Origin of the sequence: Streptomyces sp. NPDC059455, assembly GCF_042750115.1 — a bacterium.
GTDB lineage: Bacteria > Actinomycetota > Actinomycetes > Streptomycetales > Streptomycetaceae > Streptomyces > Streptomyces endocoffeicus.
The window spans coordinates 22,980-35,897 of the sequence record NZ_JBHYVB010000028.1; the positions used below are offsets into that span (position 1 = coordinate 22,980).

Consider the following 12,918-nt stretch of genomic DNA (forward strand, 5'->3'; position numbering starts at 1 on the left):
GGCTGGGGGTGAATCCTCAGGCCGCGCCGAAACCGACCTTGCGGGCGGACGGCTCGCCGAGCTCGACGTAGGCGAGCCGGTCGGACGGGACCAGGACCTTACGGCCGTGGGCGTCCTCCAGGGTCAGCACCTGAGTCTTGCCGCCGAGCGCCTCGGCCACCAGGCGCTCGACCTCCTCGGCAGACTGCCCGCTCTCCAAGGTGATCTCGCGGGGCGCGTGCTGCACGCCGATCTTGACCTCCACGGCCTTGTCCCTCCGACGGTCAACTGGGGTAGCGCGGCCATCCGCGCTGTACCCAGCACACACTAGCCGGGCCGGGACACCCGCCGGGGGCCGCGGGCGCACGCCGGCAGCGAACACGCCCGCCACCGCGAACACGCCTCTTCGCGGCCGGGAACGGTCCCCGGCCGCTGAGTGGCCGCGCCCATCCGCCCCGCCGCGCTCAGCGGGTCCGCTCGGCGGTCCCGCTCAGTGGCCGCCCTCGGCCCCGTGCAGCGGGAAGCCCGCGATACCCCGCCAGGCCAGCGAGGTGAGCAACTGCACAGCGGAGTCCCGCGGCACGGCGCTCTCACTGGAGAGCCAGTAGCGCGCGACCACCTGGGACACCCCGCCGAGGCCCACGGCCAGCAGCATCGACTCGTCCCGGGACAGCCCGGTGTCCTCGGCGATGACCTCACAGATCGCCTCGGCGCACTGCAGCGAGACGCGGTCCACGCGCTCGCGCACCGCGGGCTCATTGGTCAGATCCGACTCGAAGACGAGCCGGAAGGCGCCGCCTTCCTCCTCGACGTAGGCGAAGTACGCCTCCATGGTCGCCGCGACGCGCTGCTTGTTCTCGGTGGTCGAGGCGAGCGCGGTGCGCACCGCCTGGAGCAGGGCGTCGCAGTGCTGGTCGAGCAGGGCCAGATACAGCTCCAGCTTGCCCGGGAAGTGCTGGTACAGCACTGGCTTGCTGACCCCGGCGCGCTCGGCGATGTCATCCATCGCGGCCGCGTGGTAGCCCTGCGCGACAAAGACCTCCTGAGCCGCCCCCAGCAGCTGATTACGTCGGGCTCGGCGCGGCAGGCGCGTACCCCGTGGGCGCGCCTCGGTCTGCTCGATGGCTGTCACGCCGCCTCCCAATGAATGATCCCTGTGCACGATGTCCATCGCGCCCGCCATCGTACTTTTGGGTAACAGTGCGGCGCGCTGTTCGTGCGGAGAATTTCACGTACCGGACTCTATGAAAAGCCCATAAATGACGCTGGTCACCGGTAGTCCTCCTCGTTCTCCTCGACGATCCGTGCCTGTTCCGCCCGGTCGGCCTCGTTGGCTTCCATGGACTCGTCGGCCCTGGGCCGTTCGTCGCGGCGGGAGATCACCTCGCGGTGCTGTTCGACGGCGTCCGCCTCGGGAGCCTCGACGTCGCGCGCGGCGGCTTCGTCGATGTTCTCCACGGAGTCCTCGAAGGTGTCGGGGTCGGTTGGGTCGATGGACATGTACTCCCCTTCCCTGTTCCCTGTGGCGGCTTCGCACCGGTGGTTCGCCAGTGGTGGGCGCCAGTGATGGGTTCCCACTTACGGCGGCTTTCCACCGACGGCTGCCCAGTGGCGGCCATCCGGTGGTGAGCCAGTGGCAAGGTGATCGCCCCTGTGTCTTACGAGCCTAGGAGAGGTCACTTTCGGACGCTACGTGGTCTGTGAGCGTGAACACACGGTCGCGCGCGTGATCGTCTCGTAACATTGCCGCATGTCTTCGACCGAGCCGCCGGAAGCCCGCATCGTCGCGGCGGTGCCGCCCGCGAGGTCCGTGCGGGTCGGGGCGGGGGAGAAGCTGCGGACCGCCGCCCTTCCGGGGCTCACGATGACCGTGCGCTGCCGTCCGCCGTCCGCCTCCGGGCTGCCGCCCGCGCTCTTCGTCCACGGCCTCGGCGGCTCCTCGCAGAACTGGTCCGCGCTCATGGAGCTGCTCGCCGACCGGGTGGAGGGCGAGGCGCTCGACCTCCCCGGCTTCGGTGACTCCCCGCCGCCGGACGACGGCAACTACTCGATAACCGGCCATGCCCGCGCCGTGATCCGCTACCTCGACGCGCAGGACCGCGGGCCGGTCCATCTGGTCGGCAATTCGATGGGCGGCGCGATCACCACCCGCGTCGCCGCGGTGCGGCCCGATCTGGTGCGCACCCTCACGCTCGTCTCGCCCGCGCTGCCCGAACTACGCCCGCAGCGCACCGCGGTGCCGACCGGCCTGCTCGCGGTGCCCGGGGTGACCCGGCTGTTCACCCGCTTGACCAGAGACTGGGACGCGGAGCGGCGCACCCGCGAGGTGATGATGCTCACCTTCGGCGATCCGTCCCTGGTCACCCGGGAGGCTTTCGCCTACGCGGTGGAGGAGTTCGAACGGCGGCTCACCCTCCCGTACTTCTGGGACGCGCTCACCCGCTCGGCACGCGGTGTCGTCGACTCGTACACCCTGGGCGGTCAGCACTCCCTGTGGCGTCAGGCCGAGCGGGTGCTCGCCCCGACGCTGCTCGTCTACGGCGGCCGCGACCAGTTGGTGTCCGTAAGGATGGCGGATCGGGCCAACGCCACCTTCCGCGACTCGCGTCTGTTGACGCTGTTGGACGCCGGGCATGTCGCGATGATGGAGTATCCCGAAGCGGTGGCGCGCGGGATGCGCGAGCTGCTCGACGACGTTGATCAACGAGATGACCGGGACAGCCGGGAGGCGCGGGGGGCCGTACCGGTGTCCGGCGCGGACGGGAGCGGTGCGGCGCGTGGGTAAACACAGCGCACGTGGCAGCCAGGAGGGCCGGGAGCGCCGGCCCTCCGCGGCGGGCTCCGGCCAGGGGCAGGGTTCGGGCCCCGAGTTCGTCGAGTACGGCGCGTCCGGTGAGGCCCCCGCGGCCGAGGGTGGCAGACCGGGTTCCGGGCGCCGCCGGGCCGCACCGGGACCCGGCGCCCCGGACCCCGGGGTCACTCCGCCGCAGGGCGTGCCGAGACTGCCTTACGGAGCCGGCGGGCCCGCCGCGCGCACCAGGGGCGGACATCCCGAGCAGCGCGAGGCGGGCGGCGGCTGGGGCGCGGTCGGTGGCCGCGGCGGCGGTCCGGGTGGGCTCAGAGGCCCCGGTGGACCCGTCGGTCCCGGCGGTCAGCGGCCCCCTTACGGCATGCGCACCATGAACCCGCCGCAGCGCCCGACCACGGGCGGCACGGGCGGCGCGGCCGGTCTGATGCCCGGCCCGCGCAAGGAGTACGTCGACGCGTTCGACACTCCCGACGCCGTGGACTGCGACGGCGACGACGTCTTCGCCGCCGGTGCGCCGGGCGGAGTGCCCCCGCAACGCCGTACGCAGCGGGCGGCCACCCCCTCCGGGGGGATCGGCGGCGGTTCCGGCGGCGACGGCGGGAGCGGACCGGACGACGACGAGCAGGAGCCCCCGGGCAAGGGGGCGCGCGGTGTCGCCAAGGGCGGTAAGGGGCGCACGTTCACCGGTGTCGCCGCCGCGGCCGTGACCACCGTGCTGGCCGTCGTGGTGGCCGGACAGGTCGCGAGCGGACCGCAGGGCGGCGGCGGTAAGACACAGGCCCAGGGCGGCTCGGAGCGCGGCGACGACGCCTCCTCCCGCGGCTCCCACGCCGACGACGGCCGCGGTGCGGCCCGCTCGGCGGACTCGCCCGCCCCCGTCACCTATGACGAGAAGATGGCGGCCCTCTTTCCGCTCGACGCCAAGCTGCGCGGATCCGGCGCCTTCCAGACCGTCGGCGGGCGCGACAAGGCGCCCGGCCGCGGCCAGGTGCTGCGCTACCGCGTCGATGTGGAGAAGGGGCTGCCGCTCGACGGCGAGCTGTTCGCCGAGGCCGTGCACAAGACGCTGAACGACGACCGCAGTTGGGGGCATGGCGGCGTTCGCACCTTCGAGCGGGTCTCGTCCGGGCATGCGGACTTCGTGATCACCCTCGCGAGCCCCGGGACCACGGCGGCGTGGTGCGCCAAGTCCGGCCTGGACACCACCGAGGACAACGTCTCCTGCGACTCGGCCTCCACCGAGCGCGTCATGATCAACGCCTATCGGTGGGCGCAGGGCGCCACGACCTTCGGCGACGACAAGATGCACTCCTACCGCCAGATGCTCATCAACCACGAGGTGGGCCACCGTCTCGGCCACAACCACGAGATCTGCTCCAAGCAGGGCGCGCTCGCGCCGGTGATGATGCAGCAGACCAAGTTCCTGTCGACGGACGGCGCCACCTGCCGCCCCAACGCGTGGCCGTTCCCCAAGGGCTGATGGGCCCGTACCGGCCCATATAGCGCCTCGCAACGCATGAATTCCCGATAGGTCACGTGCGTTCACCCCTTCCGGTGGTGCGACGGACAACCGTCCATCGCGCCATGGCCCTGCGCGCATAACGTGCTCCCGCTGCCTGACGGCGGCCGCCGCCGGTGACGGCGGCAGACGAACGGCCCGTTTGGGAGATCGGGGGTGCGCTCATGCGCGTGGGACTGCTTACGGAGGGTGGCTATCCGTATGCGACCGGTGATGCGCGGGTGTGGTGCGACCGGCTGGTGCGCGGGCTCGCCCAGCATGAGTTCGAGGTGTACGCGCTCAGCCGCGACCCCGGTCAGGAGGGTGCGGGCTGGGGCGAGCTGCCACGGCACGTCGGCCGGGTGTGCGCGGCGCCGCTGTGGGGAGAGCCCGAGCCCCGGCGGGGCGGGTGGGGCGGCCGCCGGCAGCGGCGGCGGTTCGCCGAGCACTTCGGGGAGCTGGCCGCGGGGATCAGCGCGCCTTACGGTTCCGGCGTGGCTCAGGGCTCCGGTGTGGCTCAGGGCTCTGGTGCGCCTCAGGCCTCCGGCGTGGCTCAGGGCTCCGGTGTGCCCGGGTGCTCCACGGACCAGGCGGACCGTTTCGCCTATGGACTCCACGGCCTCGCGGACCTGGCGGGGGAGTACGGCGGACTGTCCGGCGCGCTCCGCTCCGAGGACGCCGTAAGGACGCTGGAGCGGGCCTGCCGCACCCTCGGGGCGCCGCACGGCGCGCAGCGGGTGCGGGTCGCCGATCTGCTGACCGTCACCGAGGCCCTGGAGCGCGCACTGCGCCCGCTGTCGCTCGACTGGTACGGCGACGGGGCCGGAGGCGATCCGGGGCTGGCCGGGGTGGATCTGTGCCACGCCGCGACCGGCGGCGCGGCCGTGCTCCCCGGGCTGCTGGCCAAGCGCCGCTTCGGCACCCCGCTGCTGCTCACCGAGTACGGCGTACGGCTGCGCGAGTGCTATCTGGCGGGTGCGGCCGGTGCGACCGGTGCGGCGGGTGCGGAGGGCGGACGGCCGCTCTCCGGGCCCGTACGGTCCCTGCTGACCGCGTTCCACGGCCGGCTGGCCGCCGAGGCATACGCGCGGGCGGATCTGATCACCCCCGGCAATACGCACACCCGCCGCTGGCAGGAACGGTGCGGCGCCGACCGGGAGCGGCTGCGCACCGTCTACCCGGGCATGGACGCCGCCCGGTTCGCGGAGGTCGGCGAGCAGGGGGCGGCCCCGTCCGAAGGCGACGACCGGACGCTGGTGTGGGTGGGCCGGATCGAACCGCCCAAGGACGTCATCGCGCTGCTGCACGCCTTCGCCGAAGTGCGCCGGTGGCAGCCGGACGCCCGGCTGAGGATCGTCGAGACCCGGCGCGGCGAGGACCCGGAGCCGGACGGCTATCCGGCCCACTGCCGGGCGCTGGCCGACCATCTCTTCCCCGACGAGGCGGCGGACGCCCACTCCGCCGGTGACAGCCCGGTCTCCTTCGAGCGGCTCGGCGACCCCGAGGTGCCGACCCTGGCCGACGCCTATGGGGCGGGCGGTGTCGTGGTGCTGTCCAGCGTGGTCGAGGGCTTTCCGGTCGGGCTGGTCGAGGCGATGTTCTGCGGGCGGGCCACGGTGTCCACGGACGTGGGCGCGGTGTGCGAGGTCATCGGCGGCACCGGCCTCGTGGTGCCCCCGCGCAATCCCCGGGCGCTCGCGGACGCGTGCCTGGCGCTGCTGAGCGACGCCGAGCGCTGTGCGCGCCTGGGCGCCGCCGCGCGCGCCCGTGCGCTGGAGCTGTTCACGGTCGAGCAGAACGTCGCGGCCTTTCGCGGAATCTATCTGGAGCTGATGTCGCACTGCCCGGTGCCGCGCGAGGAGGTCGGCGAGGGCGGCGGGCCGCTGCCGTTCGCCCGCCCCGCCGAGGCCCATGTGCCGGGGCGCTGGACCGCGGGGCGCGACGGTGACGACTTCGGGCACCGGCCGCCCGGCCCGGCCGCCTCCCGCCCCGCCCCGGAGCACACCCCCACCTGGGCGGGTCCACCGCCACGCGAGCCGCTGGGCGTGGGCCCGCGCCCGTCCGAGGAGGGCGCATGACCACGCCTCCCCGGTGGAACGGCCCGTTCGACCCGGCCTCCTCCGCTCGCGGCTCGGCCTCGGGTCGCGGCCCCGTCTCCGATCGCGGGCTCGCCTCGGACTGCGGCCTTGCTTCTGATCGCGGCCTTGCTTCCGATCGCGGGCTCGCCTCGGACTGCGGCCCCGTCTCCGATCGTGGCCCCGTTTCGGACCGCCGCCTCGCCTCGGACCGCCGCCTCGCCTCGGACCGAGGCCCCGTCTCGGATCGTGGCCTCGCCTCCGGTCGTGGCCCTGCCTCCGATCGCGGCCCCGTTTCGGACCGTGGTCCTGCCTCCGATAGCGGCTTCGCCCCCGACCACGGCCTCGCCGCCCTGTCCGGGGCCGCCCGGGTGCCGGTCTCCCGGCGGCCGGACGAGGCGTCCCCGCGCACCGCCGCCGCGAAGGGGCGGCGCGGGCCCGCCGATCCGGTGCGGGCGCTGATGCACCGCCACCACGACCTGTGCGCCCGCGCCGTCGATCCGCTGGAGATCGCCGCCGGGCTGGAGGCCCACGGTGTGACGGACCGCACCGCCGCGCGCTTCCGGCACCGCGATGTCTTCTCGCTCGCCGAGGAGCTGTACGCCCGGGTGCCGCGAGCCGAGGAGCCCGCGCCCCCGGCCGTCCCCGCCCCGGGGCGCGCGCCGGCAGTGCGGCTGACACTCGCGGCGCTGTGGCTGCTGCCGGGCGCCCTGTGCGCGGCGACGGCGTCCGCTGCCTTCCGCGTCGATGCCATCCGTAAGGACGCCACCGTCGGCCTCGGCCTGGGCGCGGGCGGCGCCGCCCTGACGCTCATCGCCCTGTGGCTGTGTCTGCGCCGCGGCCCCCTGCGCGTCCGTGGGAGCGGGCGCGGGGGCCGTCTCGCGCACGCCTTCGGCATCGGCTGGCTGCTCGGGTACGCCGCCGCCGGGGACTGGCTGCTCACCGGGCTCCTCGACGGACGCCGCCCTTACGACGCGGCGCCCGCGGCCGAGGCCGCCGTGCTCCTCGCCCTGGCCGCCGCGCCCGCCGCGTGGTGCGCCCGCTGGTTCGCCGTGAGGGCGCGCCGCAGGCTGGCGGTCAGCCGTGGTCTCGAGGAGTTCGCGGCGGGGGTGCGCCCGCTGTTCGCGAGCGTGGTGACGGCCTTCCTCTGCGCTCTGGCGGCCCTGGTGCCCGCGGCCCGGCTCACGGTGCCCGGATCGCCTCCCGCCGCCGCGCCCCTCTCGACGGCCGAGGCCGCCGTCGTGGCGCTCTGCGGGCTGCTGTTCCTCGCCCGGCTGCTCGCCGTCCACGGCTTCCGGAGGGCCGCGCTCAGCGGCCTTGCCGTGGCCTGCGCGGTCCAGGCCGCGGCCCTGGCGACGGCGGCGGCCGCCCGGCTGCCGGGCGCCGCGCCGCTCGGGGAGCCCGTGGCACGGCTGGCCGCCGCCCAGGGCACGGCCGCCGTCCCCGTGGCCGCTTGCGGCGCCGCCACGCTCGTCCTGCTGATCCACGCGTTCGGCGCCCTGTGCCGGGCCTCCGCCCACGGCGACCCCGGTGCGCGTACCGCCCGGCCCGCCCGTGACACCCGTACGACCCGCACTGCCCCGGACCGCGCCCCATAAGGCGTCCACCGCGCCGGTAAGGCGTCCACCGTGCCCGTAAGGGGCCCACCGCCCCCGTAAGGCGCCCACCGAACCCGCCACCCCCCGTCCTTCCCCCTCAATGAGTCCGAGGAGCAACCACATGAGCTGCGACATGACCGATCAGCGCGCCGGTACGGGGAGGCGCGACCGATGAGAGTCCTGTTGCTCGGGTCCGGCGGATTCCTCGGCCGCTATGTGGCCGAACACCTGCTCGCCGACCCCGCCGTCCAGCTCACCGCGCTCGGCCGCGGCGACGACGCCGATGTGCGGTTCGACCTCTCCAACGGCAGTCCGGGCGCGCTCACCCGCTTCCTCAACGCGGTCCACCCAGGCGTCGTGATCAACTGCGCCGGGGCGACCCGTGGCGGGGCGCGCGAGCTCACCCGGCACAACACCGTCGCCGTGGCCACTGTCTGCGAGTCGCTGCGCCGCAGCGGCTGCGGCGCCCGCCTCGTCCAGATCGGCTGCTCCTCCGAGTACGGGCCCTCGCAGCCCGGCTCGTCGACCGCCGAGGACGCCGTGCCGCGCCCCGGCGGCCCGTACGGCGTGAGCAAGCTCGCCGCGACCGAGCTGGTGCTGGGCTCCGGGCTGGACGCGGTGGTGCTGCGGGTCTTCTCGCCCGTGGGGCCCGGCACCCCGGCCGGTTCGCCGCTGGGGCGGCTCGCGGAGGCGATGCGGCGCGCGATGCAGTCCGGGGAGAGCGAGCTCAAGCTGAGCGGCCTGGGCGTGCAGCGCGACTTCGTGGACGTACGGGACGTGGCGCGGGCGGTCCACGCGGCCTCGCTGTCGGCCGCGCAGGGCGTGGTCAACATCGGCAGCGGGCGCGCCGTAAGGCTGCGCGAGGCGGCCTCCGTGCTCGCCAGGGTGGCGGGCTTCGGCGGTGCTCTGCACGAGATCGATACCCCGCCGGGGCGCGGGGGGCCGCATCACGTCCCGGCCGCCGCGGCCCACGTCCCGGCGCCCGCCCATCCCCATGGCGCGGCCCACAGCCATGCCACCGCCCACGGCCACGCATCCGCCCACCCCCAGGTGGCGGGCGAGCACGGCGGCGGCCCGGCGGGCGCCGGCGCCACCTACCCCTACCCGGACGGCTGCGGCAGCTGGCAGCAGGCCGATGTGCGCACCGCCCGCGACCGGCTCGGCTGGCGATCGAGGATCCCGCTGGAGGAGTCGCTCGCCGACATCTGGATGGAGGCGGCATGTCGCATCTGATCCCCGCGGACCCCGGGCACGAGGTCCCGGCCACCGCCGCCCGGCTGGGCTTCGGAGTGCCCGGCTACGCCCACCCCCTGGTGGCGCCCACCGAGTGGGCCGAGCTCACCCGCCCCGGCGCGCCCCTGCACTGGGCGGTCCTCAATGTCGCCCGCGGCCCCGGCTCGCGCAGGGATCCGCACTGCCTTACGGCGGCGGCCCGGCTGCGTGCCACGGGCGTACGGGTGCTGGGCCATCTCGACCTGCGGTGCGGCACCCGCCCCTTCGGCGAGGTGATCAGTGACGCGAACCACTTCCTGGACTGGTACCAGGTCGACGGCTTCTGCCTGGAGCGCTGCCCGGTGGACCGCCCCGGACTGCCGGAGGTCCGCCGTACGGCGGCCACGCTGCGCGCGCTGCTGGGCGGGGCCTATCTGGTGCTCGGCCAGGGCATCCATCCGCATGAGGGCTATATGGAGCTCGCCGATCAGCTGGTGACCTTCCGGGGCTCGTGGCCCGACTATCGTTGGTCCCAGGTGGCCGAGTGGACCGCCGGGTATCCGCCCGAACGGTTCTGCCACCAGGTGCACGGCGTTCCCCGCCGGCATCTTGAGGAAGCGCTGAGGATCGCCCGCTGGCAGGGCGCGGGCACGATCTACTTCACCGACCGTACGGCCCATCCGGACGGGCGGACCTGTACCGATTCCCCCTGGACGGCCCTGCCCGGCTACTGGGACGAAATCGTCTCGCGACTCGGACCACGTGTCATGGAATGAGATGGGGCGTGGCAGTGTTACGAGAAGAAAACCACCCCGCTCACGCGGGGGTGAACCGTCTGCTCCCTCCCCTTACGGAGTCCCCGTGTCGCTGCCACCCCTGGTCGAGCCGGCTCCCGAGCTCACCGTCGACGAGGTCCGCAGGTACTCGCGCCATCTGATCATCCCCGATGTCGGGATGGACGGGCAGAAGCGGCTGAAGAACGCCAAGGTGCTCTGTGTGGGCGCGGGCGGCCTCGGCTCCCCCGCCCTGATGTACCTCGCCGCGGCAGGCGTGGGCACCCTCGGCATCGTGGAGTTCGACGAGGTCGACGAGTCCAACCTGCAGCGCCAGATCATCCACAGCCAGGCGGACATCGGCCGGTCCAAGGCGGAGTCCGCCCGTGACACGGTCCTCGGCATCAACCCGTACGTGAACGTCGTGCTGCACCAGGGCCGCCTCGAGGCGGACAACGTGATGGAGATCTTCTCCCAGTACGACCTGATCGTGGACGGCACCGACAACTTCGCCACCCGCTATCTGGTCAACGACGCGTGCGTGCTGCTGAACAAGCCGTACGTGTGGGGTTCGATCTACCGCTTCGACGGCCAGGCGTCGGTCTTCTGGTCCGAGCACGGTCCCTGCTACCGCTGCCTGTACCCGGAGCCCCCGCCGCCCGGCATGGTTCCCTCCTGCGCCGAGGGCGGCGTGCTGGGCGTGCTGTGCGCGTCCATCGGCTCCATCCAGGTCACCGAGGCCATCAAGGTGCTCACCGGCACCGGGGACCCGCTGGTCGGCCGTCTGATGATCTACGACGCCCTGGAGATGACCTACCGCCAGGTCAAGGTCCGCAAGGACCCGGACTGCGCGGTCTGCGGCCCGAACCCGACCGTCACCGAGCTGATCGACTACGAGGCGTTCTGCGGTGTGGTGTCGGACGAGGCCCAGGAGGCGGCGGCTGGTTCGACGATCACTCCCAAGCAGCTCAAGGAGTGGATCGACGACGGCGAGAACATCGACATCATCGATGTCCGCGAGCCGAACGAGTACGAGATCGTCTCGATCCCCGGCGCCCGGCTGATCCCGAAGGACGGGTTCCTGATGGGCGGCGCCCTCCAGGACCTTCCGCAGGACAAGAAGATCGTCTTGCATTGCAAGACGGGTGTCCGGTCGGCGGAAGTCCTGGCCGTCCTGAAGTCCGCGGGCTTCTCCGACGCCGTCCATGTGGGCGGTGGCGTGATCGGCTGGGTCAACCAGATCGAGCCCGACAAGCCGGTCTACTGATCTCCGGTACGCACCGCCCGTAAGGGGGCCGGACCGCCGCGCCGACGGCGATCCGGCCCCCTTACGGCTGTCGTCGGCCCCCTTACGGCTGCCGCGAGAGCCTCAGCGGCAGGTCTTGCCGCCCGCGGGCACCTTCCCGTCCAGGAGATAGGCGTTCACGGTCTTCGTCATACAGGCGTTGCCGCTGTTGTACGCGCCATGGCCCTGCCCCTTGTAGGTGACCTCGACGCCCACGCCCTTGCCCAGCTCCTGGACCATCTTCCGGGCCCCCTCGTACGGGGTGGCCGGGTCTCCGGTGTTGCCGACCACGAGGATCGGCGCCGAGCCCTCGGCGCTGACGTCCGGGGTGTCCGTGGTGCCGTCCACCGGCCAGCCGGTGCAGCCGAGCATGCCCCAGGCCAGATACTCGCCGAAGACCGGTGACGCCTTACGGAAGCGCGGCAGCTGGGCCTTCACATCGGTCACCGTGTAACGCTGCCTGTCGTCCACGCAGTTGATGGCCGCGTTGGCGGCGTTGATGTTGCTGTAGTGGCCGTTCTCGTCGCGGCCGGACATCGAATCGGCCATCGCGAGCAGCATGTTGCCCTCCTCGAGCTGCATCGCCTCCTGCAGCCCGAGCGTCAGGTACTTCCAGCTCTCCTTGTCGTAGAGGGCGGCGGCGATACCGCCCAGCGCCCCGTCCTGGGTGAGCTTGCGGCCGCTCTCGGTGGACAGCGGCTTCTTGTCGAGCTTCTTCAGGAAGGCCGCGATCCGGCCGGCGCCCGCCGCCGGGTCGCCGCCGGTCGGGCAGGCCAGGCCCTTCTTGGCGCAGTCCTTGAGGTAGTTGTCGAGCGCGAGCTGGAAGCCCTTCGCCTGGCCGTAGGAGCCCTGCTCGGGGTCCTCGGTGGGGTCGACCACGGCGTCCAGGACCGCGCGTCCCACCCTCTTCGGGTACAGATGGGCGTAGACGCCGCCGAGTTCGGTGCCGTAGGAGATGCCGAAGTACGACAGTTTGTCGTCGCCCAGCACCTGCCGCATGAGGTCCATGTCACGCGCGGCGCTCACGGTGTCCACATGGCCGAGCACCTTGCCGGAACGCTTCTCACAGCCCTTGATGAACGCCTTGGAGTCCGCCATCGCGGTCTTGACCTCGGCGTCGTCGTCCGGCGTGCTGTCCACGGCGTCCGAGGCGTCGATCTCCGCGTCGCTCTGGCACCGCACCCCGGCGCTCTCGCCGACCCCGCGCGGATCGAAGCTCACCAGGTCATAGCGTGAGCGCAGGGTGTCGTAGGCGGAGGCGAAACCGGGGAGCGAGGAGACACCGGAGCCGCCGGGTCCGCCGAAATTGAACACCAGGGAGCCGATGCGCTTGCCCGATCCGGTGGCCTTGGCGCGGATCATGGCCAGATCGATCGTTTCGCCTCTGGGCTTCGCGTAGTCCAGCGGCGCCTTGAGAGTGGCGCATTCCCACTCGCTTCCCGGCTTCTCACCGGTGCCCTGCATCGCGGTCGGGGCGGGACAGGACGACCAGTTGAGCTTCTGACCCGTGAGCGAGCCCGGCAGCCCGGAATCCGAAGGCGCGGCCGGGGCCGACGCCGAGGGCTCGGACGACGCCTTGCCCTGCTCGTTTCCCCCGTCGTCGTCGCAGCCCGCGACGGCGAGGAGGGTGACCACGGCGGTCATGGAGACCAGCGCCCTGGTCCGTATGGTGCGTGAGGAACTCGGCAT

At 73.0% G+C, this 12,918-nt stretch carries 11 protein-coding genes; 7 read left to right on the forward strand and 4 right to left on the reverse strand.

The features are described 5' to 3' along the window. Window positions 1-16: 16 nt before the first annotated feature. The 3 genes from ACFXB5_RS12835 to ACFXB5_RS12845 all read right to left on the reverse strand — a co-directional run bounded on the left by ACFXB5_RS12835 (window position 17) and on the right by ACFXB5_RS12845 (window position 1,479). A complete protein-coding gene (locus ACFXB5_RS12835; RefSeq protein WP_385206201.1) occupies window positions 17-244 on the reverse strand; it encodes a DUF3107 domain-containing protein in 228 nt (75 codons plus the stop codon). A 225-nt stretch (window positions 245-469) separates the two neighbouring features. Continuing rightward, complete coding sequence (locus ACFXB5_RS12840; protein WP_385206204.1) at window positions 470-1,111, reverse strand: TetR/AcrR family transcriptional regulator; 642 nt, start codon at window positions 1,109-1,111, stop codon at window positions 470-472. A gap of 137 nt (window positions 1,112-1,248) precedes the next feature. Beyond that, the gene (locus ACFXB5_RS12845; protein ID WP_385206207.1) at window positions 1,249-1,479 is read right to left on the reverse strand and encodes a hypothetical protein; all 231 of its coding nucleotides are present in this window, start codon (window positions 1,477-1,479) and stop codon (window positions 1,249-1,251) included. A 250-nt stretch (window positions 1,480-1,729) separates the two neighbouring features. On the opposite strand from ACFXB5_RS12845, the gene ACFXB5_RS12850 reads away from it, so the two are divergent. The 7 genes from ACFXB5_RS12850 (at window position 1,730) to moeZ (ending at window position 11,211) form a co-directional block, all read left to right on the forward strand. After that, window positions 1,730-2,764: an alpha/beta fold hydrolase gene (locus ACFXB5_RS12850; protein WP_385206209.1), complete on the forward strand. Its 1,035-nt coding sequence runs from the start codon at window positions 1,730-1,732 to the stop codon at window positions 2,762-2,764. Next, a complete protein-coding gene (locus ACFXB5_RS12855) occupies window positions 2,688-4,268 on the forward strand; it encodes a DUF3152 domain-containing protein (RefSeq protein ID WP_385206212.1) in 1,581 nt (526 codons plus the stop codon). The genes ACFXB5_RS12850 and ACFXB5_RS12855 overlap by 77 nt, the downstream gene beginning before the upstream one ends. Window positions 4,269-4,471: 203 nt before the next feature. Next, on the forward strand, window positions 4,472-6,364 hold the full coding sequence (locus tag ACFXB5_RS12860; RefSeq protein WP_385206215.1) for a DUF3492 domain-containing protein: 1,893 nt from the start codon (window positions 4,472-4,474) through the stop codon (window positions 6,362-6,364). Next, window positions 6,361-7,959 (forward strand): hypothetical protein, encoded by a 1,599-nt coding sequence (locus tag ACFXB5_RS12865; protein ID WP_385206218.1) that lies wholly within the window; start codon window positions 6,361-6,363, stop codon window positions 7,957-7,959. The genes ACFXB5_RS12860 and ACFXB5_RS12865 overlap by 4 nt, the downstream gene beginning before the upstream one ends. Before the next feature lie 171 nt (window positions 7,960-8,130). Then, window positions 8,131-9,192, forward strand: coding sequence for an NAD-dependent epimerase/dehydratase family protein (locus ACFXB5_RS12870; RefSeq protein WP_385206221.1), 1,062 nt, complete (start codon window positions 8,131-8,133; stop codon window positions 9,190-9,192). Beyond that, window positions 9,180-9,947 carry a spherulation-specific family 4 protein gene (locus tag ACFXB5_RS12875; protein ID WP_385206223.1) on the forward strand — a complete coding sequence of 256 codons (768 nt, stop codon included), beginning with the start codon at window positions 9,180-9,182 and terminating at the stop codon, window positions 9,945-9,947. Before ACFXB5_RS12870 ends, ACFXB5_RS12875 begins: the two co-directional genes overlap by 13 nt. An 85-nt stretch (window positions 9,948-10,032) precedes the next feature. After that, window positions 10,033-11,211 (forward strand): adenylyltransferase/sulfurtransferase MoeZ, encoded by a 1,179-nt coding sequence (gene moeZ / locus ACFXB5_RS12880; protein WP_201855285.1) that lies wholly within the window; start codon window positions 10,033-10,035, stop codon window positions 11,209-11,211. 102 nt (window positions 11,212-11,313) lie between these two features. On the opposite strand, the gene ACFXB5_RS12885 is transcribed toward moeZ, so the two are convergent. After that, complete coding sequence (locus ACFXB5_RS12885; protein WP_385206226.1) at window positions 11,314-12,918, reverse strand: alpha/beta hydrolase; 1,605 nt, start codon at window positions 12,916-12,918, stop codon at window positions 11,314-11,316.